The organism is Catellatospora tritici (genome assembly GCF_019083965.1).
GTDB lineage: Bacteria > Actinomycetota > Actinomycetes > Mycobacteriales > Micromonosporaceae > Catellatospora > Catellatospora tritici.
Window position 1 is genome coordinate 22,168 of the sequence record NZ_JAHRCY010000027.1, and the last position, 23,414, is coordinate 45,581.

At 70.6% G+C, this 23,414-nt stretch carries 23 protein-coding genes; 20 read left to right on the top strand and 3 right to left on the bottom strand.

Translation table 11 applies throughout. The features are described 5' to 3' along the window. The first annotated feature begins 18 nt into the window (after positions 1–18). The 11 genes from KUA19_RS36510 to KUA19_RS36560 all read left to right on the top strand — a co-directional run bounded on the left by KUA19_RS36510 (position 19) and on the right by KUA19_RS36560 (position 11,777). A complete protein-coding gene (locus KUA19_RS36510) occupies positions 19–729 on the top strand; it encodes a hypothetical protein (protein WP_217403577.1) in 711 nt (236 codons plus the stop codon). Positions 730–906: 177 nt separating this feature from the next. Further along, positions 907–1,593, top strand: coding sequence for a lysophospholipid acyltransferase family protein (locus tag KUA19_RS36515; RefSeq protein WP_217403579.1), 687 nt, complete (start codon positions 907–909; stop codon positions 1,591–1,593). A gap of 67 nt (positions 1,594–1,660) precedes the next feature. Then, positions 1,661–3,613, top strand: a complete 1,953-nt coding sequence (locus KUA19_RS36520; RefSeq protein WP_217403580.1) for a TIGR03960 family B12-binding radical SAM protein — start codon at positions 1,661–1,663, stop codon at positions 3,611–3,613. A gap of 46 nt (positions 3,614–3,659) precedes the next feature. Then, positions 3,660–4,415: a TIGR03936 family radical SAM-associated protein gene (locus KUA19_RS36525; protein ID WP_217403705.1), complete on the top strand. Its 756-nt coding sequence runs from the start codon at positions 3,660–3,662 to the stop codon at positions 4,413–4,415. 156 nt (positions 4,416–4,571) lie between these two features. Next, positions 4,572–7,208: an Rne/Rng family ribonuclease gene (locus KUA19_RS36530; RefSeq protein ID WP_217403582.1), complete on the top strand. Its 2,637-nt coding sequence runs from the start codon at positions 4,572–4,574 to the stop codon at positions 7,206–7,208. Positions 7,209–7,330: 122 nt separating this feature from the next. After that, positions 7,331–7,873, top strand: a complete 543-nt coding sequence (locus KUA19_RS36535) for a hypothetical protein (RefSeq protein ID WP_217403584.1) — start codon at positions 7,331–7,333, stop codon at positions 7,871–7,873. A 146-nt stretch (positions 7,874–8,019) separates the two neighbouring features. Next, positions 8,020–8,490 carry a hypothetical protein gene (locus KUA19_RS36540; protein WP_217403586.1) on the top strand — a complete coding sequence of 157 codons (471 nt, stop codon included), beginning with the start codon at positions 8,020–8,022 and terminating at the stop codon, positions 8,488–8,490. A 203-nt stretch (positions 8,491–8,693) separates the two neighbouring features. Then, positions 8,694–9,008, top strand: coding sequence for a 50S ribosomal protein L21 (gene rplU, locus KUA19_RS36545; RefSeq protein WP_155374923.1), 315 nt, complete (start codon positions 8,694–8,696; stop codon positions 9,006–9,008). A gap of 8 nt (positions 9,009–9,016) precedes the next feature. Then, entirely contained in the window at positions 9,017–9,274 is a 258-nt protein-coding gene (rpmA, locus tag KUA19_RS36550) for a 50S ribosomal protein L27 (RefSeq protein ID WP_217403588.1), read from the top strand. A gap of 341 nt (positions 9,275–9,615) precedes the next feature. After that, a complete protein-coding gene (gene obgE / locus KUA19_RS36555; protein ID WP_217403590.1) occupies positions 9,616–11,190 on the top strand; it encodes a GTPase ObgE in 1,575 nt (524 codons plus the stop codon). A 146-nt stretch (positions 11,191–11,336) separates the two neighbouring features. Beyond that, positions 11,337–11,777, top strand: coding sequence for a GNAT family N-acetyltransferase (locus tag KUA19_RS36560; protein ID WP_217403592.1), 441 nt, complete (start codon positions 11,337–11,339; stop codon positions 11,775–11,777). Here the strand turns inward: KUA19_RS36560 and trpS are convergent. Next, on the bottom strand, positions 11,774–12,787 hold the full coding sequence (gene trpS, locus KUA19_RS36565; protein ID WP_217403594.1) for a tryptophan--tRNA ligase: 1,014 nt from the start codon (positions 12,785–12,787) through the stop codon (positions 11,774–11,776). The two genes, KUA19_RS36560 and trpS, sit on opposite strands and share 4 nt — an antisense overlap. A gap of 227 nt (positions 12,788–13,014) precedes the next feature. Here trpS and pepN point away from each other — a divergent pair, with 227 nt between their 5' ends. The 7 genes from pepN to KUA19_RS36600 all read left to right on the top strand — a co-directional run bounded on the left by pepN (position 13,015) and on the right by KUA19_RS36600 (position 19,677). Beyond that, the gene (gene pepN / locus KUA19_RS36570; RefSeq protein ID WP_217403596.1) at positions 13,015–15,498 is read left to right on the top strand and encodes an aminopeptidase N; all 2,484 of its coding nucleotides are present in this window, start codon (positions 13,015–13,017) and stop codon (positions 15,496–15,498) included. 15 nt (positions 15,499–15,513) lie between these two features. Continuing rightward, on the top strand, positions 15,514–16,098 hold the full coding sequence (gene nadD / locus KUA19_RS36575; protein ID WP_308167856.1) for a nicotinate-nucleotide adenylyltransferase: 585 nt from the start codon (positions 15,514–15,516) through the stop codon (positions 16,096–16,098). Positions 16,099–16,218: 120 nt separating this feature from the next. After that, positions 16,219–16,608 carry a ribosome silencing factor gene (gene rsfS / locus KUA19_RS36580; RefSeq protein WP_217403598.1) on the top strand — a complete coding sequence of 130 codons (390 nt, stop codon included), beginning with the start codon at positions 16,219–16,221 and terminating at the stop codon, positions 16,606–16,608. Continuing rightward, entirely contained in the window at positions 16,605–17,234 is a 630-nt protein-coding gene (locus KUA19_RS36585; RefSeq protein WP_217403600.1) for a histidine phosphatase family protein, read from the top strand. The genes rsfS and KUA19_RS36585 overlap by 4 nt, the downstream gene beginning before the upstream one ends. Positions 17,235–17,280: 46 nt before the next feature. Continuing rightward, positions 17,281–17,700: a hypothetical protein gene (locus KUA19_RS36590; RefSeq protein WP_217403602.1), complete on the top strand. Its 420-nt coding sequence runs from the start codon at positions 17,281–17,283 to the stop codon at positions 17,698–17,700. Positions 17,701–17,717: 17 nt separating this feature from the next. Then, entirely contained in the window at positions 17,718–18,590 is an 873-nt protein-coding gene (locus KUA19_RS36595; RefSeq protein WP_217403604.1) for a DegV family protein, read from the top strand. A gap of 148 nt (positions 18,591–18,738) precedes the next feature. Further along, positions 18,739–19,677 (top strand): hypothetical protein, encoded by a 939-nt coding sequence (locus tag KUA19_RS36600; protein WP_217403606.1) that lies wholly within the window; start codon positions 18,739–18,741, stop codon positions 19,675–19,677. A gap of 18 nt (positions 19,678–19,695) precedes the next feature. Here KUA19_RS36600 and KUA19_RS36605 read toward each other — a convergent pair. Both KUA19_RS36605 and KUA19_RS36610 read right to left on the bottom strand, forming a co-directional pair. Further along, positions 19,696–20,540, bottom strand: a protein-coding gene (locus tag KUA19_RS36605; protein WP_372451988.1) for an IS5 family transposase whose coding sequence is annotated in 2 segments (ribosomal slippage) — positions 19,696–20,201 and positions 20,201–20,540 — 846 coding nt in all. Because the reading frame shifts where the segments join, the coding sequence is not laid out codon by codon here. Positions 20,541–20,639: 99 nt separating this feature from the next. Then, the gene (locus tag KUA19_RS36610) at positions 20,640–22,595 is read right to left on the bottom strand and encodes a S8 family peptidase (RefSeq protein ID WP_217403607.1); all 1,956 of its coding nucleotides are present in this window, start codon (positions 22,593–22,595) and stop codon (positions 20,640–20,642) included. Between the two features lie 264 nt (positions 22,596–22,859). Here KUA19_RS36610 and KUA19_RS36615 point away from each other — a divergent pair, with 264 nt between their 5' ends. Together KUA19_RS36615 and KUA19_RS36620 are read left to right on the top strand one after the other, a co-directional pair. Then, entirely contained in the window at positions 22,860–23,177 is a 318-nt protein-coding gene (locus KUA19_RS36615; protein ID WP_217403609.1) for an ArsR/SmtB family transcription factor, read from the top strand. Beyond that, positions 23,177–23,401: a hypothetical protein gene (locus tag KUA19_RS36620; protein WP_217403611.1), complete on the top strand. Its 225-nt coding sequence runs from the start codon at positions 23,177–23,179 to the stop codon at positions 23,399–23,401. The genes KUA19_RS36615 and KUA19_RS36620 overlap by 1 nt, the downstream gene beginning before the upstream one ends. The last annotated feature ends 13 nt before the right edge of the window (positions 23,402–23,414 follow it).

The following is a 23,414-nucleotide window of genomic DNA, read 5'->3' on the forward strand; positions in this document are numbered from 1 at the left end:
CCTAACATGCGCAGAGCGATGCTTTTCGCTGTCCCGATCGCCCTGGCGGGCGTGCTGCTCGCCGGCTGCAACGACACGGACGGTGCGAAGCCCGCCGCGTCGGCCGCCACCTCGGTCGCCCCCGCGGGCAACGGGGTCGAGGCGCTCGGTGCCACCGAGATCCTGACCAAGTCGAAGGACGCCCTGGGCAAGGCCGGCTCGTACCGGATCAAGGGCGAGATGACCGAGACCAAGCTGAAGCTCGACATCCGGGTGGCGGGCAAGGACATCGTTGGCACCATCACGATGGACGGCGCCGCGATCGACCTGCTGTCGGTGGGCGGGCAGACCTACTTCAAGGCCGACGCGTCGTTCTGGAAGACGCAGATGGGCGACCAGGGCGAGGCGCTGGCCAAGCTGGTCGGCACCAAGTGGCTGAAGGTGCCCGCCGACAACAAGGAGTTCGGCGACTTCTTCAAGATCGCCGACGTGGACGAGCTGCTCAAGCCCGAGGGCACCCTGACCAAGGGCAAGGTCGAGACCATCGGCGGCGTGTCGGCGATCGCGCTGACCGAGGGCGCCGCGAAGGGCACCCTGTACGTCGCCACCACGGGTGAGCCGTACCCGCTGCGACTGGCGGGCCCGACCGGCGAGGGCCAGGTCGACTTCACCGACTTCGGCGCGAAGTTCGACGAGCTGAAGGCTCCGGCCGACGCGGACGTGCTGGACCTCAGCGCCCTGATGAAGTAGCCCGGCAGTCCTGGACAGACCCGCGGGCCGGTGCGGCGCTGTGTCGCCGTACCGGCCCGCGCGTTCGCGCGTCCCAGAACGTGAGCGCGAGGCTGCCGCGTTGCGGGGGTGTGGGCCTGTTCAGGGGACTACGGTAAGTTCATCTGCCGGCGAGCTCATACCCTATGGAGGCAGAAAGTGCCGGTGCTCTATACGGTCGGATTGTGGACTGTCGCGCCCGCGGTCAAGCTGGCCTGGCGGCCGAAGGTCGAGGGCCAGGAGCACATCCCCACCACGGGGGGTGCCATCTTCGCCGGGAACCACCTCTCCGTCGCCGACGAGTTCTTCCTCGGCTCGGCGGTGCCGCGACACATCTCCTTCTGGGCCAAGGAGGACTACTTCACCGGTACGGGCCTGAGCGGCCTGTTCTTCCGCAACCTGATGGGCGGGCTGGGCGCGATCCCGGTGCACCGCTCCGGCGGGCGGGCCGCGCTGAGCGCGTTCGACGCCGCCATTCCGGTGCTCCAGGAGGGCGGCCTGGTCGCCGTCTACCCGGAGGGCACGCGCTCGCCGGACGGCCGCCTCTACCGGGGGCGCACCGGCGTGGCCCGGCTGGCGCTCGCCGCCGGGGTGCCGATCATCCCGGTGGGCACCATCGGCACCGAGCGGGTGCAGCCCATCGGCCAGGCCCTGCCGAATCTGCGGGCCGGTGACGTCACCATCAAGTTCGGCAAGCCGATCGAGGTGGACGCGTGGCGCGACGCCGAGTCGGCGAGCACCGCGGCACGTGAGATAACCGACACCGTGATGGCCGCCATCCAGGGGCTGACCGGGCAGGAATACGTCGCGAAGTACGCGCCCAAGCGACAGCCCACTGAGGAATAAACCGGACAATAGGCTTCACATCGCCCGGGGTCGGTCGGCCCCGGGCGAGCGCGTACCCTTGTTACCCATGCGTGGCGACTCCGTCTTTCCCCAGCTTGAGCTCCTGCTGCCGTTGGTCAGCAAGCCGATCCAGTACGTCGGCGGTGAGCTGGGTGCCGTGGTCAAACCGTGGGAGTCCGCCACGGTGCGCTGGGTGCTGTCCTACCCCGACGCGTACGAGGTGGGCCTGCCCAACCAGGGCGTGCAGATCCTCTACGAGGTGCTCAACGAGCGCGAGGACACCCTCGCCGAGCGCACCTACGCGGTCTGGCCCGACCTCGAGAAACTGATGCGCGAACACGACGTGCCGCAGTTCACCGTCGACTCGCACCGCGCCGTCGGCGACTTCGACCTGTTCGGCTTGTCCTTCGCCACCGAGCTCGGCTACACCAACATGCTCACCGAGCTGAGCCTGGCGCGGATCCCGCTGCTGGCGGCCGACCGCGACGACTCGCACCCGATCGTGGTCGCGGGCGGGCACGCCGCGTTCAACCCGGAGCCCATCGCCGACTTCATCGACGCCGCCGTGCTCGGCGACGGCGAGGAGGCGGTCCTGGAGATCACCGACATCGTGGCCGCCTGGAAGGCCGAGGGCAGCCCCGGCGGCCGGGACGAGCTGCTGCTGCGTCTGGCCAAGACCGAGTCGGTGTACGTGCCGCGCTTCTACGACGTGGACTACCTGCCCGACGGCCGCATCCAGCGCGTGGTGCCCAACCGCGCCGGGGTGCCGTTCCGGGTGCACAAGCGCACCACCATGGACCTCGACGCCTGGCCGTACCCGAAGAAGCCGCTGGTGCCGCTGGCCGAGACGGTGCACGAGCGGTTCGCGGTGGAGATCTTCCGGGGCTGCACCCGTGGCTGCCGGTTCTGCCAGGCGGGAATGATCACCCGCCCGGTGCGCGAGCGCTCGATCACCACCGTGGGGCAGATGGTGAAGGAGGGGCTGGAGTTCTCCGGCTTCGACGAGGTGGGCCTGCTGTCGTTGTCCAGCGCCGACCACTCCGAGATCGGCGACATCTGCAAGGGCCTGGCCGACCAGTACGACGGCACCAACGTGTCGTTGTCGCTGCCCAGCACCCGGGTGGACGCGTTCAACATCGACCTGGCCCAGGAGCTGTCGCGCAACGGGCGCCGCACCGGTCTGACGTTCGCGCCCGAGGGCGGCTCGGAGCGCATCCGCAAGGTGATCAACAAGATGGTGACGGAGGAGGACCTCATCCGCACCGTCGTCACCGCGTACTCCAACGGCTGGCGGCAGGTGAAGCTGTACTTCATGTGCGGCCTGCCGACCGAGACCGACGAGGACGTGCTGCAGATCGCGCGCCTGGCGCACGAGGTCATCAAGTCCGGCCGCCAGGCGACCGGCTCCAAGGACATCCGCTGCACCGTGTCGATCGGCGGGTTCGTGCCCAAGCCGCACACCCCGTTCCAGTGGGCCGCCATGGAGCGCCCCGAGGTGATCGACGGGCGGCTGCGCGCGCTCAAGCAGGAGATCAACTCCGACCGCTCGCTGGGCCGGGCCATCGGCTTCCGGTATCACGACGGCGAGCCGTCGCTGATCGAGGGCCTGCTGGCCCGGGGCGACCGCCGCGTCGGCGCGGTCATCCGCAAGGTCTGGGAGGACGGCGGCCGCTTCGACGGCTGGACCGAGCACTTCTCGTACCGGCGCTGGGTCGACGCCTGCGCCGAGGTGCTGCCGGGCTTCGGGGTGGACCTGGACTGGTTCACCACCCGCGAGCGCGAACAGGCCGAGGTGCTGCCCTGGGACCACCTGGACTCGGGCCTGGACAAGGACTGGCTCTGGCAGGACTGGCAGGACGCCCTGACCGAGTACGAGCAGGACGACTGCCGCTGGACCCCGTGTTTCGACTGCGGCGTCTGCCCGTCGATGGACACCAACATCCAGATCGGGCCCACCGGCCGCAAGCTGCTGCCCCTCACGCCGGTCAACACCGGCCTGCGCGTGCCCACGGGAGCCTGACGTGGGAAAGCCGAAGAACCAGCCCGAGGGCGGGCAGGCACCGGTCGTGCAGCGGGTGCGGCTGCGCTACGCCAAGCGTGGCCCGCTGCGGTTCACCTCACACCGCGACTTCGCCCGCGCGCTGGAGCGGGCCATCCTCCGCGCCGGGGTGCCGATCGGGTACTCGCAGGGGTTCACCCCGCACCCGAAGATCTCCTACGCCAGCGCCGCCCCCACCGGGGTGGCCTCGGAGGCCGAGTACCTGGAGCTGGGCCTGCGCGAGCGGGTCGAGCCGGAGCGGCTGGCCAAGGCGCTGGACGCGGCGCTGTCGCCGGGCCTGGACGTGCTGGAGGCGGTCGAGGCGGCCGTACCGGGCAGCCTGGCCGACCGCATCACCGCCTCGCAGTGGCGTATCGAGCTTCCGGGTGTCGGCGACGACCAACTGGCTACCGCGGTGGCGGCGTTCGTCGCTCAGAGTGAGATTTTGGTCGAACGTATGACCAAACAGGGTCGGCGCACCTTCGACACCAGGGACGCTGTGGTGCACATCGCGGCTGTCCGGTCACAGACCCGGCCACCTGGCGTGGTCGAGACCGCGCCGTGTGCGATACTCGACCTTGTCGTGCGGCAGGTCACTCCCTCCGTGCGACCCGATGACGTCCTGTCCGGCCTGCGCGTGGTGGCCGACCTGGAGCCGTCGCCGCCCCACTCACTGCGAAGTGCGCGGGCGACCCGACTGGCACAGGGCACGTTGACCCCGCAGGGGGAGATCGTGGACCCGCTCGAGGCGGACCGCGACCCCGTCGCCATCGGCGAGCGTTAGCCCGCTTGGCTAGCGCTGTCGGCAGACTTCGGCGCAAAGCCGGCCCGTAGCGCCTGACCTGGTGCTCGGGCTGGTGGAACGACGGAAAACACCGGTGCTCCTGAGTGGCTGCGTTCGTCTACGCGCCCGGGACCGCCAGAACTGGAGAACAGCCGGATGCTCGACCACGAGCCCGCGGATCGGCCCGACAACGCCGACGACGCAACCCATGGCGCGCAGCCACCGCACGACGCGGATGTGCAGCGCGTTGACAGTGGCGTGACCAGCGCTGACGCCTCGAACGAGGCGTCGGCGCCACAGGACGCCGCAGAGCCTGAGCAAGCCCCGGCGGAGGCGACCGTGCGTCGCCGTACGCGCAAGCGCGCCGCCGCGGCCGAGGAACCGGACGGCGGGGACGAAAGCGCCGCGCCGGTCAAGAAGACCACCCGTCGCCGCAAGAAAGCGGCGGAAGCCGACATCTCTGGCGAGTCTGCGGCGAATGAGACGGAAGCTCCCGTAGCTGCCGCGCCGGTCCTTGCCGTGCCCAGCGCGGTCCCCGCCGCCGAGCAGGACGCCGCGGAACTGGCCGAGCAGGCCGAAGCCGAGGAGGCCGAGGAGGAGCTCGCCGCCGAGGCCGCCGTGCCCGCCGAGGAGCCCGCGCCGCGCCGCCCGGCCATCTCCGTGCTGTTCATGGCACCCGAGGCCGCTCGGGCCGAGCAGGCGCGCACCGAGCTGGCGCGCGCGGAGCAGACCCGGGCCGAGCAGGCCCGAGCCGAGGCCGACAGCCGCACCGAGGAGGAGACGGAGCCGTCCGAGTCCGGGCGTCGTCGTCGCCGCTCGCGTCGAAGCCGGGGCGAGGAGGCCGAGTCGGCCGCCGTCGTCGAGGCCGAGGAGGAAGCGGCCGCCGAGCAGGACGAGGACGAGGACGAAGGCGGCGAGAACGGCCGCGCCCGTCGTCGTCGGGGCCGCCGTGGCCGTGGCCGCGGCAAGGGAGCCGGCGACGAGCTGACCGACGAGGAGACCGGCGAGCCGGTCGAGGCCGAGGCCGAGTCCGACGACGAGGAGGAGCCGCTGACGCGGCGCCGCCGCCGTCGTCGGCGCAAGGGCGCGGGCGACGTCGAGGACGGCGCCGAGGACGGCGTGCACACAGTCGTACGCATCCGCGAGCCCCGGGCCGTCAGCGACGAGGTGCAGGGCGTCTCCGGCTCGACCCGGCTGGAGGCCAAGCGCCAGCGCCGCCGGGACGGCCGCGAGCAGCGCCGCACCCGCCCGCCGATCCTCACCGAGTCGGAGTTCCTGGCCCGCCGCGAGGCGGTCGACCGGGTCATGGTCATCCGGGAGAACCCCGACCGCACCCAGATCGCGGTCATGGAGGACGGCGTGCTCGTGGAGCACTACGTCACCCGCGCCTCGGCCGCGACCATGGTCGGCAACGTCTACCTCGGCAAGGTGCAGAACGTGCTGCCGAGCATGGAGGCCGCCTTCGTCGACCTCGGCCGCGGCCGCAACGCGGTGCTCTACGCCGGTGAGGTCAACTGGGACGCCGCCGGGCTGGAGGGGCGCTCGCGCTCCATCGAGCAGGCGCTGCGCTCGGGCGACTCCGTGCTGGTGCAGGTCACCAAGGACCCGCTCGGCCACAAGGGCGCCCGTCTGAGCAGCCACGTCGCGCTGTCCGGCCGCCACCTGGTGTTCGTGCCCAACGGCAACGCCTCCGGCATCAGCCGCAAGCTGTCCGATGTGGAGCGCAAGCGCCTGCGCGACATCCTCAAGAAGCTGGTGCCCGAGGGCGCCGGGGTGATCGTGCGCACCGCCGCCGAGGGCGCCTCCGAGGAGGACCTGGCCCGCGACGTCAAGCGGTTGCAGTCGCAGTGGGAGGACATCCAGGCCCGCGCGGCCGAGGGCGGCGCCCCGGCGCTGCTGTACGGCGAGCCCGACCTGGTGGTCCGGGTGGTCCGCGACCTGTTCAACGAGGACTTCAAGGAGCTGGTGGTCCAGGGCGACAACGCCTACGAGACCGTCCAGTCGTACCTGCACCACGTGTCGCCCGACCTGGTGGACCGGGTGCACCGGCACACCGGCGTCTCGGACGTGTTCGCCACGTACCGCATCGACGAGCAGATCCTCAAGGGCCTGGACCGCAAGGTCTTCCTGCCCTCGGGTGGTCACCTGGTCATCGACCGCACCGAGGCGATGACGGTGGTGGACGTCAACACCGGCAAGTACACCGGTGCGGGCGGCAACCTGGAGGAGACGGTCACCCGCAACAACCTCGAGGCGGCCGAGGAGATCGTGCGGCAGCTGCGCCTGCGCGACCTGGGCGGCATCGTGGTCATCGACTTCATTGACATGGTGTTGGAGAGCAACCGCGAGCTGGTGCTGCGGCGGTTGACCGAGTGCCTGGGCCGGGACCGGACCAAGCACCAGGTCACCGAGATCACCTCGCTGGGCCTGGTGCAGATGACGCGCAAGCGCATCGGCGCCGGGCTGCTGGAGGCGTTCAGCGAGCCGTGCGAGCACTGCAAGGGCCGTGGTGTGATCATTCACACGGAGCCGGTATCCGACCGTAAGGCGGCTCCTCCGGCCCCGGTGCAGCAGTCGGCCCCGGTGCAGGTCAAGTCGGCTCCGGCCCTGCCGGCGCCGAAGAAGTCCCAGGACGACCCCGAGTACTACGACACCGCCGGCTACGACCTGTCGCGTTACGAGTCGGTCGACGACGAGGGCGACGGCGGGGACGACGAGGGGGCGGAAGACGCGGCTGACGTGCCCACGCGTCGCCGTACGCGGCGGGGAGGCCGTCGCCGCACCCGCCCGTAACGAATCGGTACGGCATGCGCGGGAAAAGATGCGCTGTCGCACGAACTGCGTAAGCTGCCCGGGGTACGTTGCCACGACCCCGGGCAGTTCGCTGTCCGTCCCGTTTCGGAGGAATCCCCACGATGCGACGCGTCCTGCTCGCCGTCACCCTGGGCCTGACCCTTGCCACGGCCGCCGCCTGTGCCGACAGCCCGGTGGCCGACGCGCAGCCCTCGGCTTCGGCCGCCGCCTCCGCGGGCGCCACGGCCGAGGCCAGCCCGACCGCGGGTGCCACCGGCGGCACCGCCACCGGCACCGCCGACTCCAAGACCGTCTGCGCCGCCGTGAACAAGGCGGGCGAGACGTTCGCCACCACGATCATCACCAAGGCGCAGCAGGCCGGCACCGCGCTCAGCGACCCGGCCAAGGCGAAGGCGTTCCTGGACGACCTGGCCAAGGACTACACGACGCTGTCGACCGCGCTCAAGGCCGAGTCCGACAAGGCCGCCGACCCGGCGCTGAAGAAGGCGCTGGCGGACATGACCAAGGCGCTGGACGCCTCGCGGACGGCGCTGGCCGACCCGCAGAAGCTGGCCCAGGACCCGTCGAAGATCCAGGAGATCCTGTTCAGCGCGGACCTCACCGCCGCCGGCGAGGCCCTGGACAAGATCTGCCCGTCTTCCTGAGCCTCGGCACACCGAGCTTCGGCACATATCCACCGGCTGTCCGGTATCGTCCGGCCGTCGGTGGGTATGGGCTGTCTATGCTGCCTGGGCAGTTTCGCCGGGCAGCTGTCTGTCCGTTTCACCCCGCTATCCCGAAGGAACCCCTGATGCGACGCATTCTCGCTGCCGCAACCCTGGGCGTGGCGCTCTTCGGCGCCGCGGCCTGCGCCGACACCCCGGTCGACAACCCCGGTGCCAGCTCGGCACCGTCGGTTGCCAGCTCCCCGGCCGGTGTCGACAAGGCGACCGCCTGCGCGAACCTGACCAAGGCCACCGACGACTTCACCACCAAGATCACCGCGCTTATGCCGAAGCTGGCCGACCCGGCCGCGCAGAAGGACGCCGCGACCGAGCTGCTGGCGGACCTGACGGCCTTCCAGACCGCCTATGGCAAGGACGCCGCCGTGATCGCGGACGCCGACCTGAAGGCGGCTGTGCAGTCCGACCTGGCGACGCTGGCGACCGGCCTGGCCGCCGTCGGCGCGGCCAACGGCGACATCACCAAGATCCAGGCCGCGCTCTCGACGCCGGAGTTCTCCGCCGCCGGTGAGAAGGTCAAGACCCTCTGCGGCAAGTGAGCCGCGGGCACGGCGCGGGTGAGCACAGTCACCCGCGCCGTGCCGACAGGCCGCCCGGTTTGGGCATCGGGCAGGCCATGACGTAGTCTTCTCTGCGGTGCTCTTACAGGCGCCGCATGTGTGCGTGTGTGCCGGCCGGTCATTCGGCCAGGACGCGCCGTGCGCAAGTCATCCGCCAGAGCTACGACAGGAGTCCGCGTCTCATGTACGCGATCGTCAAGACCGGCGGCAAGCAGTACAAGGTCGCCGAGGGCGACGTGATCGAGGTCGAGAAGCTCGCGGGCGCGCCCGGCGACGTGGTCGCACTGTCCGCAGTGCTGCTCGTTGATGGCAGCGACCTGGTGACCGACGCGGCGAAGCTTGCCAAGGTTTCTGTTTCCGGTGAGGTCGTGGCCCACACCAAGGGCCCGAAGATCCGGATCCACAAGTTCAAGAACAAGACCGGCTACCACAAGCGGCAGGGTCACCGTCAGCCGCTGACCCAGGTCAAGGTCACCGGCATCAAGAGCGGGAAGTAGGCCTCGAGATGGCACATAAAAAGGGTGCATCCAGCTCGCGCAACGGTCGCGACTCCGCCGCCCAGCGGCTCGGCGTGAAGCGTTTCGGCGGTCAGGTCGTCTCCGCCGGCGAGATCCTCATCCGCCAGCGTGGCACCAAGTTCCACCCGGGTGACCTGGTCGGCCGTGGTGGCGACGACACGCTGTTCGCGCTGGCCCACGGTGCGGTGCAGTTCGGCCTCAAGCGTGGCCGCAAGACCGTCAGCATCGTCCCGGTCGAGGGCTGATTGCTCGAAAGAGGCGGGAAGGCGCGCTGCGCCTTCCCGCCTCTTTCCGTTTCCGGCCGAGGTCACCTCACCTCGGCCTCGGCGGCCGGTGTTGGCTGTGCTTTTGGGGAAGCGCAGGAAACCGGCCCAAGATTTCCTGTTCCCCGAAAGCGCGGGAACGGGCTCGCGGCTCGGGGCGGTCGCGTCGATCGCGGCGCCGCACTGTGGCGCGCGTCCCAGCGGTTCCCGGGCATGCGCGGGCCCTGGCAGGCGCTGCTTCTTCGGAAGCTCGCGCCAGTACGTGAGCATGCCCGTAGACCGGGCATATGCTGACTTAGATCTACATAGCTGGAGGATGGAACGTGGCGACCTTCGTGGATCGCGTGGTGCTGCACCTGCAGGCGGGTGACGGCGGGCACGGCTGCGTCTCCATCCACCGGGAGAAGTTCAAGCCGTTCGGCGGCCCCGACGGGGGCAACGGCGGGCACGGCGGCGGCATTCTGATGGTCGTCGACCCGAACGTGCACACGCTGCTGGACTTCCACTTCCACCCGCACCTCAAGGCACCGAACGGCAAGGGCGGCGCGGGCAACAACCGCGAAGGCGCCAATGGCGGTGACCTGGTGCTCAAGGTGCCCGACGGCACCGTCGTGCAGACCACCGACGGCGAGATCATCGCCGACCTGGTGGGCACCGGCACCACCCTGGAGATCGCCCGGGGCGGCCGGGGCGGCCGCGGCAACGCCGCGCTGGCCAGCTCCCGGCGCAAGGCGCCCGGCTTCGCCGAGCTGGGCGAGCCCGGCGACCGGCTGGACGTGGTGGTCGAGCTCAAGAGCGTCGCCGACGTCGGCCTGGTGGGTTTCCCGAGTGCGGGCAAGTCGTCGCTGATCTCGGTGATCTCCGCGGCCAAGCCCAAGATCGCCGACTACCCGTTCACCACGCTGGTGCCGAACCTGGGCGTGGTGCAGGCGGGCGACCAGACGTTCACCGTGGCCGACGTGCCGGGGCTGATCCCGGGTGCCGCCGACGGCAAGGGCCTGGGCCTGGACTTCCTGCGCCACATCGAGCGCACCGCGGTGCTGGCGCACGTCGTCGACACCGCCACGCTGGAGCCCAACCGTGACCCGGTCGCCGACATCGACGCGCTCGAGGCCGAGCTGGCGCAGTACGGCGGGCTGGGGGACCGGCCCCGGATCATCGTGCTCAACAAGATCGACGTACCGGACGGGCGGGATCTGGCCGACATCGTCCGCCCCGACCTGGAGAAGTACGGCTGGCCGATCTACGCCGTGAGCGCCGCGACCCGTGAGGGCCTGCAGGATCTGATCTACGCGCTGGCCCGCATGGTCGACGAGCACCGCGCCGCCAAGCCGGTGCTGGAGCCGACCCGCATCGTGCTGCGCCCGAAGGCGGTCGACGACTCCGGCTTCGAGATCGAGCAGGACAAGGCCGGGGTCTGGGTGGTGCGCGGCAGCAAGCCGGAGCGCTGGGTGCGGCAGACCACCTTCGACAACGACGAGGCTGTCGGCTACCTGGCCGACCGGCTGGCCCGCCTCGGGGTCGAGGCGAAGCTGGCCAAGCTCGGCGCGCAGCCGGGCGACCCGGTGCGCATCGGCACCATGGAGTTCGACTGGCAGCCCACGGTGTACGCCGGAGCCGACTACGTGCCGGGCAACCGGGGCACCGACATCCGCATCGACGGGGAGCCGACCCGGCCCGGTGCCGCCGAGCGCCTGGCCGCCCGCAAGGCACGTCGCCAGCGCGAGGAGGGCGACACGGCCGGCGACGAGTGGCTCCAGGACGACCTGGACGCCGACCTCGCCGATGACGAGGGCGACGACGCGGACTTCGACGACTACGACGAGACCGACGCCGACGCCGACGCCGACGCCGACGCGGACGCGGACGCGGACGCGGACGCCGACGACAAGCGCTGAGTCGCGCCTGGTTCACAGAAGTTAAGAAGGGCCCCTTCTTCTACGCAAGGCGATAAGAAGGGGCCCTTCCTTTTGTTTCGGGGTGAGGTGAGCGCTGTGCGGAGCGTGAAACACTCTCGAAACAAGCCCTGGATAGCGTCACGCCGGTGTTGATCCAGCACCGTGAGATCACCCACCCTGATGTGACCGCGCTCGTACTCGCCGCTGAGGACGAACTTCTCACGCGGTATCCGGGCACGACGCGAACCCCCTTGAACCCCCGCGCCCACTTCGTCGTGGCGTACGTACTGGGGCAGCCGGTCGGTTGTGGAGCGATCACTCCGCACGAGACCGGGGTCGGCGAGATCAGGCGAATGTATGTGACACCGGCGCATCGCCGCGCCGGGGTGGCCCGCCGCATCCTCGCGGCTTTGGAACGACGGGCCACCGCCCAGGGATGGGACACGCTGCTCCTCGAGACCGGCGAGAACCAGCCCGAGGCGATCGCGCTGTACGAATCGGTGGGCTACCAGCGCACCGAGCCGTACGGCAGGTACGTGCACAACCCCGCTTCCATCTGCTTCACGAAGAAGATTGTTCGGTCCTAGCGGCCTCGGCCGCCCAGACCGATCGCCTCGCCGGCTCGCCGCAGTGTCGCGGCAGCCCGCGGGTGAGCACGTTCGGCCCCGTCGGCGAGCACCCGGTCCACCTCCCGCGGCGACAGCGCCGCGTAGGCCCGCTGGATCGGCTCCAGCTGCGCCACCACCGCGTCGACCACCCCCGCCTTGAGCGCGCCGTACGACGTGAACCCGCCCGGCTCGCCGGTGCACGCCTGGTAGATCTCCAGCAGATTCGTCACGCCGGGCTGCGCATCGCGGTCGTGGCCGACCACCCCGAGCGTGTCGGTGACGGCGCGCATGACCTTGCGCCGTACCAGGTCCGGCGGGTCGAGCAGCCCGATCGTGCCCAGCGCGGCCTCGTTGGTCTTGCCCATCTTGGCCCTCGGCTCGGTCAGATCCATCACCCGCGCCGCCACGCCCGGCCGCTGCCCGACCGGCACCGTGAACACCTCGCCGTAGCGGGCGTTGAAGCGGGTGGCGATGGTGCGGGCCAGTTCCAGGTGCTGGGTCTGGTCGTCGCCGACCGGCACCGCGTCGGTGTCGTGCAGCAGGATGTCGGCGGCCATCAGCACCGGGTAGGTGAGCAGGCTGAGCCGGACCCCGGCGGCCCCGGCGCCCTTCTCCTTGAACTGCGTCATCCGCTGCGCCTCGCCATAGCCGGTCGCGGATTCCAGCAGGTAGTGCAGCCCGGTGTGTTCGGGCAGGTCGGACTGCACGTACAGGATGGTGCGGTCGGGGTCGATCCCGGCCGCGAGCAGCACCCGGGCCTGCTCGGCGACGTATTCGCGCAGGCGGGCCGGGTTGTGTTCGACGGTGAGCGCGTGCAGGTCGGCGATCATCATGATCGAGTCGGTGTCGTGCTGGGCGGCGAGCATCGGCCGGATCATCCCGAGCAGCGTGCCCAGATGCAGGTGGCCGGTGGGTTTGCAGCCGGTCAGGCGGCGGATGCGGGTCGCGGTGGGGCGGTGCGTGGCCGGGTTCGTGGCGGTGAGGGTCATGTCGGTTCTCCCGTCGGGATCGTGGTCGCCGAACCGGGAGGTGCACCCTGTGCACGAGAAAGGCCGCCCGGTCAGGCGGCCTGGTGAGGTCATACGGATGCGGGCCGCCGGTCTAGGGCAGCCACCACAGGTTGGTCGTCATCCGCATGTGCCGATTGTGGCACCGGATCCCGCCGGGCGGCAACCGGCATGCGGGCAAGGGGGCTCGATCAGGCAGGATGTCACGCATGACGCAGCGCAGCCTCACCCATGCCGAAGCCGTCTCACGCGCCGCTACCGTGCGGCAGCTGTCGTACGGGCTCGAAGTCGACCTCACTACCGGTGAGGAGACCTTCCGCAGCGTGACCACCGTCCGCTTCGACGCCATCCCTGGCGCCACCACCTTCCTCGAGGCGCGGCCGGAGCGCCTGCTGTCGGCGACGCTCAACGGCGTGCCGCTGCCCGAGTCGGCCTTCGCCGACGGGCGGCTGGCCCTGGACGGGCTGGCCGCGAGCAACACCGTCGAGGTGACCGCCGAGTACGCCTACACCCGCACCAGCGAGGGCATGCACCGCTTCGTGGACCCGGCCGACGGCCTGGTCTACACGTACGCGCAGCCCTCGATCACCGACGCGCCCCGGTTCATGGCCTGCTTCGACCAGCCCGACCTGAAGGCGCCGGTGACCCTGTCCGTCACCGCTGACCCGTCCTGGCTGGTGCGCGCCAACGGCGAGGGCACCCAGACCGCCCCGGGCCGGTGGGAGTTCGCCGTCACCAAGCCGGTCGCCACCTACCTGATCACGCTGGTGGCCGGGCCGTACGTGCAGGTGGACGACCACCACGACGGCATCGACATGGCGATCGTGGCGCGCGCGAGCTACGCGGAGATCCTGCATCGCGACGCCCCCGAGATCTTCATGCTGACCAAGGCGTTCCTGGACCGCTACCACGAGCTGTTCGGCGTGCGCTACCCGTTCGGCAAGTACGACCAGGCGTTCGTGCCCGAGTTCAGCTGGGGGGCGATGGAGTTCCCCGGCCTGGTCGTGTTCCGCGACGAGCTGCTGTTCCGCGCCGCCGTCACCGACACCGAGCGGCTGGAGCGGGCCGCCATCATCGCGCACGAGATGGCGCACATGTGGTTCGGTGACCTGGTCACCATGCGTTGGTGGGACGACCTGTGGCTGAACGAGTCGTTCGCCACGTACATGGGCTACCGGCTGGTGGCCGAGGTGACGCCGTGGCCGCAGTCGTGGACCCGGTTCGGCGTCGGTCGCAAATCCTGGGGGTACGCCGCCGACCAGCGCCCCTCGACGCACCCGATCGCACCGACCGAGGTCGTCGACACCGACGCGGCGTTCGCCAACTTCGACGGCATCTCCTACGCCAAGGGCTGCTCGGCACTGCGGCAGCTGGTGGCGTGGATCGGGGACGAGGCGTTCCTGTCCGGGCTGCGGGCGTACTTCGACAAGCACGCCTGGGGCAACGCCACCCTGGCCGACCTGCTCGACGCGCTGTCGCAGGCCAGCGGCCGGGACCTGCAGGCGTGGGCGCGCGACTGGCTGCGCACCCCGCAGGTGAACACACTGCGCCCGGAGATCACCTGGGCGGCGGACGGGTCGTATGAGTCGGTCGCGGTGGTGCAGACCGCGCCGTCGGCGTACCCGGTGCTGCGCCCGCACCGCATCGGCCTGGGCTGGTTCGACGAGCAGGGGCAGTGGCAGCGCACCGAGATCGAGGTGTCGGGCGAGGTGACGCCGGTGCCGCTGCTGTCCGGCGTACGCGGAAAGGGTCTGCTGCTCAACGACGGCGACCTCACCTTCGCCAAGATCCGGGTGGACGACCGGACCCGGCCGGAGCTGGCGAGCCTGCTCGCCGCGCAGCCGGACTCGCTGACCCGCGCCCTGCTGTGGAACAGCGCCTGGGACGCCACCCGCGACGCCGAGTGGCCCGCGCTGGAGTTCGTGCGGCTGGCCGCCGAGGTGCTGCCCGGCGAGCCCGACGTGACCCTGGCCGAGTCGGTGTTCGCGCTGGCCCGCCTGGCGGTCAACACGTACCTGCCGGGCGCGTTGCGCGAGCAGGGCCGGGCCGCGTTGGCCGCGGCGGCGCGCACGCTGCTGGAGACCGCCGATGCGGGCAGCAGCCGCCAGCTCGTCGGCGCGCGGTCGCTGACCGCGCTGGCGGGCCCCGGCGAGCGCGAGCTGCTGCGCGGCTGGCTCGGCGGCATTGGGGTGCCCGAGGGTCTGGCCGTCGACAGCGAGCTGCGCTGGTCGGTGCTGAACCGGCTGTCGGTGCTCGGTGACGTGTCCGAGGCGGAGATCGACGCCGAGCTGGCCCGTGACACCAGCGCCCGCGGCGAGCAGGAGGCGGTGCGCGCCCGCGCGTCGCGTCCGGATCCGCAGGCCAAGGCGTGGGCGTTCGACCTGGTCGTCACCGAGCAGGGCCGGTCCAACCGGATCTGCATCGCGGCGGGGCAGGGACTGTGGCAGCCCGAGCACGCGGAGCTGACCGAGCCGTACGTGGCGCGCTTCTTCGCCGAGCTGCCCGCCTCGACCGGCCGCTCCGGCGACATGCTGGGCCACCTGGCCTCGGCCGCCTACCCGGGCTACGCCGTGTCGCCCGTGACGCTGGCCGCCGCCGAGCAGGCGCTGGCCGGGACGATGCACCCGCTGGTGCGCCGGGCGCTGGCCGACGCCACCGACGATCTGGCGCGGGCGTTGCGGGCGAGGGGCTGACGTACCTTGGAGGGCGTGGCGAGTCGTATCGGGATCATGGGCGGGACGTTCGATCCCATCCATCACGGACACCTCGTGGCAGCCAGCGAGGTGGCCGACCGCTACGCCCTCGATGAGGTCGTGTTCGTGCCGACCGGGGAGCCGTGGCAGAAGTCCGGCAACCCGGTCACGCCGGCGGAGGACCGCTACCTGATGACGGTCATCGCGACCGCGTCGAACCCGCGGTTCTCCGTCAGCCGGGTCGACGTGGACCGGGACGGCCCGACCTACACCGTGGACACGCTGCGGGAACTGCGCGCGCAGTACGGTGAGAAGACCGAGCTGTTCTTCATCACCGGTGCCGACGCGCTCTCCAAGATCCTCTCTTGGAAGGACGCGGAGCAGCTGTTCGAGCTGGCCCACTTCGTCGGCGTGACCCGGCCCGGGTTCGACCTCACGGTGGGCCACCTGCCCGCCGACGTGGTGAGCCTGGTCCAGGTACCCGCGATGGCGATCTCGTCCACCGACTGCCGCCGCCGCGTCGCCGCGGGCCAGCCCGTCTGGTATCTGGTACCGGACGGGGTAGTGCAATACATCACAAAACGCCGCCTTTACCGCTGATCGTCGGTGGGCTGGCGCACCTCGTCGCAATCTCGGCGGCGTCTTCACCCGCGCCTGTGAGACTCTTGATGCTGAACCTGGACGCGTACCGGCGCCAGGCAGCCGAACGAGAGGACCAAGGTGCCCGCAACCGAGCGTGCCGTCGAGATGGCGCTGGCCGCGGCGCAGGCCGCCGCCGACAAGAAGGCCGAGGACATCGTCCTGCTGGACGTGGGCGACCAGCTCGTCATCACCGACGTCTTCGTGGTCGCTTCCGCCTCCAACGAACGCCAGGTGCTCGCCATCGTCGACGCCATCGAGGATGCCCTGCTCCAGCTGCCCGAGAAGGCCAAGCCCGTGCGCCGCGAGGGTGAGCGCACCGGCCGCTGGGTGCTGCTGGACTTCAACGACATCGTGGTGCACGTGCAGCACAGCGAGGAGCGCGAGTTCTACGCGCTGGACCGGTTGTGGAAGGACTGCGCCCGCATCGAGTTCGTCGACCGCCACCTGGCGGCCCAGGACGCCGCGTGAGCAACGAGCGCGGCCCGGAGCACGGCCTCACCCGGATCATCCTCTGGCGCCACGGCAACACGAACTACAACGCCGAGGGCCGGGTGCAGGGGCAGCACGACGCGCCGCTCAACGACAAGGGGCGGGCGCAGGCCGCCGCGGCGGCCCCGGCGCTGGCCCGCCGCAACCCGATCCGGCTGGTCACCAGCGACCTCAGTCGCGCCGCGCACACCGCGGCCGCGCTGGCGGAGCTGACCGGCCTGGTGCCCGAGCGCGACTCGCGACTGCGCGAACGCGGCTTCGGTCAGTGGGAGAACCTGCTCATGACCGAGGTCAGGGAACGGTTCCCGAACTCGTGGCAGGGCTGGCGCGACGCTGTCGACGAGCCGGGTGACGGGGTCGAGCCGCTGGCCGACCTGGGCAAGCGGGTCGTCGAGGTCATCCGGCAGGCCGCCGAGGCGGCACCGGGCGCGACCACGGTGCTCGCCTCGCACGGCGCCGCCATCAAGTACGGCACCGCCACGCTGCTGGGCTGGCCGTACGAGACGCTGCCCACGATCATGCCGCTGCAGAACTGCCACTGGGTCGACCTGACCCACTCCACCGAGCACGGGTGGCGGATGTCGGCCTACAACGTGGGCGTCTGAGCAGCGCTCGCGCAACTTGTGCCGGGCCGGTAACGTCCCACCTGACATGACGACGCGAAAGCACCTGACGCACGCACTGCTGGCCGTGACGCTCCTGGGCGGCCTGCTGGCCGGCTGTGCGCGCACCGACACCGGCGAGCCGAACGGCACGCCCAGTGGGGAGGTCGGCGTGACCGGCGTACCGTCGCCCGGCGCGAGCGCACCCAAGCCGCCCAAGGGCGGTCCGAGCATCCCGCCGCCCGCCAAGGACGAGATCACCGTCTCCGGCACGGTCGAGCGGGTCGAGCTGGAGGGCGGCTGCACGGTGCTGCGTACGCCCGGCCGGACCTACCAGCTCATGGGCGGAGACAAGGACGTGGTCAAGCCCGGGGCGCAGCTCATGGTCACCGGACGGATCCGCACCGACATCGCGACCATCTGCCAGATGGGGCCCGTGCTCGAGGTCATCTCGGCACGGCCGTCGTGACAGGCTAACGTGCGCGCATGGCCGTAGCCGTCGTCACCGACTCCACCGCGTACCTGCCCGCCGCCATCGGCGACGGGACGCTCACCGTGGTGCCCCTGCACATCGTGCTCGGCGGGGTCTCCGGCCGGGAGGGCCTCGACGTCAGCCCGGCCGAGGTCGCCGTGGCGCTGACCGCGCGCCGGGTCTCGGTCACCACCTCCCAGCCCACCCCGGCCGAGTTCAAGCAGGTGTACGACCAGCTGTTCGCCGCCGGTGCCGACGGCGTCGTCTCGGTGCACCTGGCCGGGGCGTTGTCGGGCACGCTCGGCTCGGCCGCGATCGCGGCCAAGCAGGCGGACGGTCCGGTCGAGGTGGTCGACTCCTGCTCGGCGGCGATGGGCGTGGGCTTCCCGGCCCTGGCCGCGGCGCGGGCGGCGGCAGAGGGCAAAGACCTCAAGGGGGTACGCGAGGCGGCCCTGGCCACCATCAGCCGCACCTCCACCTTCTTCTACGTCGACACGCTGGAGCATCTGCGCCGGGGCGGCCGCATCAACGCCGCGTCCGCGCTGGTCGGCACGGCGCTGGCGGTCAAGCCGCTGCTGGAGGTCTCGGCCGGCGGCATCTCCATGCGCGACAAGGTGCGCACCGCCGCCCGCGCGCTGGACCGGCTGGTCGCGCTCGCGGTGCAGGCGGCCGGGGACGGCCCGGTCGAGGTCGCGGTGCACCATCTGGCCGCCGCCGAGCGAGCCGGTTCGGTCGCGGCGGCGCTGCAGGAACGCCTCGGCGACCGGCTGTGCGAGCTCTACACCAGCGAGGTCGGCGCGGTGGTGGCCGCGCACGTCGGCCCGGGTCTGGCCGGGATCGTGGTGCACCGCCTCCCGGAACCGGACCAGTCGCTGCTGCCCGGCTGAGCGCCGCCGTCAAGAAGGGGCCCTTCTTCGTCGGAAGCGAGCAGAACTTCTGCTCGTCTCGCTGACGCGAGCCGACGAAGGGGCCCTTCCGTTTCTCGCCGCTGACTGCGGTGGCGGGATGGCGGGGTGGTGACGATACTCAGCGTTCATGGAGAAGGCTCGACCGGACTCGGTCGGCCGGGACCTGGCGCACGCGCTGCGTACCGGCCCGTTCTCCGCCGTGCTCCACCTGGCCATCGAAGACCGGGGAATGCGGTTGGAGGAGATCCAGGAGCGGCTGGCCGCTGCCGGGATCACAGTCAGCACCACCACGTTGAGCTACTGGCGCCGGGGCCGCAGCCGCCCCGAGCGCCCCGAATCGATGAAGGCGGTCCGGCTGCTGGAGCAGATCCTGTCGCTGCCCGCCGAATCGCTGATCGCCCAGCTCGGGCCGCGCCGTCCGCGCGGGCGCTGGCTGGGCCAGCCACCCGGGACCATCGACATCGACCGGCTGTTCACCGACTCGACCAGCGTCGCCAAGATGATCGGCGAGCTGGATCGCTGGCTCTACCACGAGCTGAGCCGGCTCAGCCTGCACGACGTGTACCAGGTCGGGGCGCAGCGGCAGGAGATCAGCCTCAGCTGCCGCCAGGTGCTGCGGGCCAATGTGGACCGGGTGTCGCGCACGGTCGGCATCTTCCGCACCGACGACCTGGGCGCCCCGGTGCAGATCAACGCGCTGCGCAACTGCCGCCTGGGCCGGGTGCGCACCGATCCGGACAGCGGCGTGTGCGCCGCCGAGATCATCTTCGACCGGATGCTGTCGCAGGGCGACACGGTGGTGCTGGAGTACGAGTTCCTGAGCAGCTCCGCCGCGCCGACCGACATCTACTACCGGGGCTTCTCGGTGCCGGTCGGGGAGTACCTGCTGCAGTTGCAGTTCCACCGCGACGCGGTGCCGGCCCGGTGCTACAGGTTCGAGCGGCGCGGCGTGAACGCGCCGGACCAGGGCGTACGCGAGGTGTGGATCGGCTCGACGCACGGGGCCCATCTGATCGGATCGGACGTGCCGCCGGGCATCGTGGGCATGCGCTGGGAGTGGGACTAGGCCGTGTCGTCAAAGGGGTCAGATCCACTGGAGTAGCGCGGCGATGGTGATGGTCGCCTGGTAGGAGGTACGGGTCTTGTCGTACCGGGTGGCCACGCCTCTGGCCTGTTTCAGCTGGTTGAAGCAGCGCTCGACGACGTTGCGGCGCCGGTAGACCTGCCGGTCGAACACCGGTGGCCGTCCACCCCGCTGCCCGCGCCGGGTGCGGTTGGCCTGCTGGTCGCTGCGTTCGGGGATCGTGTGCCCGATGCCGCGCCGACGCAGGTACGCCCGCACCGCCTTCGACGAATAGCCCTTGTCCGCGATGACGTGATCCGGACGGGCCCGGGGCCGGCCCGGTCCGAGCCGGGGTATCCGGATCGCGGCCATCAGCGGCTCGAACGCGGTGAAGTCGTTGACCTGCCCGCCGGTGAGCACGAACGCCAGGACCCGGCCACGACCGTCGCACGCGGCATGGATCTTCGTGGTCAGACCGCCTCGCGATCGTCCGAGGGCGTGATCCGATTCGCCGGTTTCCGATCGCCCCTTTTGGCACCCGCGGCATGCTGATGAGCGCGTACGACTGTGGAGTCCACCGACACCAACCAGTCGACGTCACCGGCCGCACCCGCACGGGCCTGGACCCCGGCCAGCATCGCGGTGAACGTCCCATCCAGTGCCCACCTGCGGAAACGGGTGTAGACCGACCCCCACGACCCGTACCGTTCCGGCAGGTCCCGCCACGGCACCCCCGACCGGATCTTCCACGCCACCGCGTTGAGCACACGACGGTCGTCCGACCGCGGCCTGCCACCGGTCACCACCGGCGGCAGGAACGGCTCCAACGCAGCCCACTCGACATCAGACAACTCATGACGACGCACCACGCCAAACATCATCCACGCATGTCAAACCTTTGACGACACGGCCTAGCGGTCGGGCGTCCTCGTGAGACGCCCGACCGCCACCCTCCCCCCGGTTTGTCAGGAGGCGCTGATGGTCACATCGTCGATGACGAAGCTGGTCTGCAGGCTCTGGTCCTCGACTCCGTTGAACTTCAGCGTCACCGTCTGCCCGGCGAACTGGCTCACGTTGACCACCTTCTCCACGTAACCCGAGTTGGCGTCGAGGTTCGTGGCGGAGGCGACCGTCGTGCTGCCCATGGTCACGGTCAGCCGGTCGTAGACCAGACCGTCGTTCTCGGCGGTGCTGATCCGGACCCAGTAGCGCAGCGTCACACTCGTGCAGCCGGCGGGAATGGTCACCGACTGGGAGAGGTAATCGGTGTGGGTCTGGCCCTGGCCGCCCAGCCACGCGCTGCGCGTGCCGGTGTGGCCCGGGTAGCCGTAACCCGACCAGGCGCCGATCACGCCGCTGTTCGCGGTCCACGGGGTGGTGCCGTTCTCCAGGCTGGAGTTGCCGACCACCTGCACCGGGGTGCAGCCGCCGCCACCGGACGTGACCGTCCAGGTGAAGTTGGCCGTCCCGGTCTTGCTCGCCGAGTCCGTCACCGTGACGGTGACGTTCGACGTGCCCGCAGTGGTCGGGCTGCCCGTGATCCGGCCGGTCGACGAGCCGATCGACAGGCCGGCGGGCAGACCCGAGGCGCTCCAGGTGTACGGGGTGGTGCCGCCGGACGCCTGCAGCTGCAGGTCGACCGACTGACCGACGCCGGTGCTCTGGTTACCGGGGTTGGTCACCGACGGGTTGCCCGGCTGGGTCCCGCCGTTCATGAAGCCCGTGTACAGCAGGCGGTTCGGCGAACCGGTACCCGGGCTGGTGATCTTTCCAGTGGTGGCGTTGTTGACCAGCGCATCGCGGACCTGGGCGGGAGTCGCGTTGGGGTTCTGCCCGAGGTAGACCGCGGCGGCACCGGCGACGTGCGGGGACGCCATCGAGGTGCCGGTCATCGTGGCGCTGCCGTTGTTGCTGGAGTACGACGCCGACACGATGCTCGTGCCCGGCGCGAACAGGTCCAGGCAGGTGCCGTAGTTGCTGGTGCTGTTGCGCGCGTCGGAGCTGTTGGAGTTGCCGACGGTCACCGCCGCCGAAACCGCCTGCGGGCTGTAGTTGCAGGCGTTGTCGCCGGAGTTGCCCGCCGCCATGACGACCTGGATGCCCGAGCTGATCAGGTTGCTGACCGCCGTGTCCATGGCCTGGCTGGTGCACGGGCTGGTGCAGCCGATGCTGTAGTTGACCACCGCAGGCTTGACGCCGTTGGTGCGGACCCAGTTGAACCCGGCGATCAGGTCGTCGTTGGTGCCGCTGCCCTGGCAGTTCAGCACGCGCACCGACACCAGGCTGGCCTTCTTGGCGATGCCGTACGTGGTGCCGACCGCGGTGCCCGCCACGTGGGTGCCGTGGCCGTGGCAGTCGGCGGGGTTGCTGTCCCCGTCGACGATGTCGGTGCCCTGCTTGACCCGGCCGGTGAACTCCTGGTGGCTGGCGTTGAGGCCGGTGTCCAGCACGTACACGGTGGCGCCCTGGCCCGGGTTGGCCGGGTAGGTGAACGACTGGTTCAGCGGCAGGTTCGCCTGGTCGATGCGGTCGTCGCCCCAGTTCGGCGGGTTGCTCTGGGTGTCGGCGACCTGGACCCGCTGGACCGCCTCGACCGAGGCGACGGCCGGGTCGGCGGCCAGGCGCCTGGCCTGCTGCTCCGACAGCGACGCCGAGAAGCCGTGCAGGGCGCTGCTGTAGACGTGGCGGGTCTGCCCGCCGAACCGGCCCGCGAGGTCGCGGGCCTTCGTGCCGATGGCCGTGGCGGTGGCGGCCACCGCGGAGTCCTTCAGCACCACGATGTAGCGGCCGGGGACGGCGCTCGGGCTGTCCGCGTACCGGATCGCGCCCTCGGGGGCGGCCTGAGCCGGTCCCTGTACGCCGATCGCGGCCGCGAACACCACGATGAACGCGGCCCCGAAGCCGTAGATGCGTTGCAACAAGGTGATCTCCTCCCAGTAGCCGGCTTCGCGACCGGGTCCGGTTGACACCGGCCGCGAAGGGCTGGAGGAGAACCTAGGAGCGTGTGTATCGGCGGCGGCAGATCCGTGAACAGCAGTCGACGTTTTGTAACGCCAAAACTGTTGAAAAACTGGGAAGAACCCTCTGTCGTGAAGCGACCGACTCCCGACAGTTGAACCCGCTGCTCTTACGCGCGGTTGACACCTGTAATAAGATTCTTACAGGTGCAAGTCAGAGGGGTACTAGTGGACGTCGAGAGCCTGGTCGGCCGCCTGGCGGCGGTCGCCAACCCGCTGCGGCTGCGCATCCTGGCCACCCTGGCAGAGGAGTCGACGCACGTCAGCGAGTTGGCAAGGCGCACCGGCATGTCCCGGGCGCTGCTCTACCTGCACCTGCGCCGACTTGAAGAGGTCGGCTACGTAACGGGGCATCTGGAACTGTCGCCCGACGGCAAGGCGCTCAAGTATTTCGAGGCGGTGCCGTTCGTGCTCACCGTCGATCTGCCCACCGTCCGGGCCGCGGTCGCCGCGAGCCCTCCCGTCACCCCTGAGGAAGGTTCGTAATGGAGTACATCCCCTGGTATGGCTGGGTCGCGATCGTCGGCGCCATCAGCTGGGTCATCCCGGTGGTCGTGGGCACGCTGCGGCAGCCGACCAAGCGCGGTGACGACGCGCTGCGTGCCAGCCTCGACGAGCTGGCCGCGACCAACCGCCAGCTGGCCCAGCGGCTCGAAGGGGTCGACCAGCGCCTCGGCAAGATCGAGAACACGCTCAACGACATCCCGTGACCGGGTGCCGCAC

Excerpts from the sequence above, each read along its gene's own strand:
- KUA19_RS36510 (WP_217403577.1), top strand. The coding sequence starts at position 19 with ATGCTTTTCGCTGTCCCGATCGCCCTGGCGGGCGTGCTGCTCGCCGGC.
- KUA19_RS36520 (WP_217403580.1), top strand. The coding sequence starts at position 1,661 with ATGCGTGGCGACTCCGTCTTTCCCCAGCTTGAGCTCCTGCTGCCGTTG.
- KUA19_RS36530 (WP_217403582.1), top strand. The coding sequence starts at position 4,572 with ATGCTCGACCACGAGCCCGCGGATCGGCCCGACAACGCCGACGACGCA.
- KUA19_RS36535 (WP_217403584.1), top strand. The coding sequence starts at position 7,331 with ATGCGACGCGTCCTGCTCGCCGTCACCCTGGGCCTGACCCTTGCCACG.
- KUA19_RS36540 (WP_217403586.1), top strand. The coding sequence starts at position 8,020 with ATGCGACGCATTCTCGCTGCCGCAACCCTGGGCGTGGCGCTCTTCGGC.
- rplU (WP_155374923.1), top strand. The coding sequence starts at position 8,694 with ATGTACGCGATCGTCAAGACCGGCGGCAAGCAGTACAAGGTCGCCGAG.
- rpmA (WP_217403588.1), top strand. The coding sequence starts at position 9,017 with ATGGCACATAAAAAGGGTGCATCCAGCTCGCGCAACGGTCGCGACTCC.
- trpS (WP_217403594.1), bottom strand. The coding sequence starts at position 12,787 with ATGACCCTCACCGCCACGAACCCGGCCACGCACCGCCCCACCGCGACC.
- pepN (WP_217403596.1), top strand. The coding sequence starts at position 13,015 with ATGACGCAGCGCAGCCTCACCCATGCCGAAGCCGTCTCACGCGCCGCT.
- KUA19_RS36590 (WP_217403602.1), top strand. The coding sequence starts at position 17,281 with ATGACGACGCGAAAGCACCTGACGCACGCACTGCTGGCCGTGACGCTC.
- KUA19_RS36595 (WP_217403604.1), top strand. The coding sequence starts at position 17,718 with ATGGCCGTAGCCGTCGTCACCGACTCCACCGCGTACCTGCCCGCCGCC.
- KUA19_RS36600 (WP_217403606.1), top strand. The coding sequence starts at position 18,739 with ATGGAGAAGGCTCGACCGGACTCGGTCGGCCGGGACCTGGCGCACGCG.
- KUA19_RS36620 (WP_217403611.1), top strand. The coding sequence starts at position 23,177 with ATGGAGTACATCCCCTGGTATGGCTGGGTCGCGATCGTCGGCGCCATC.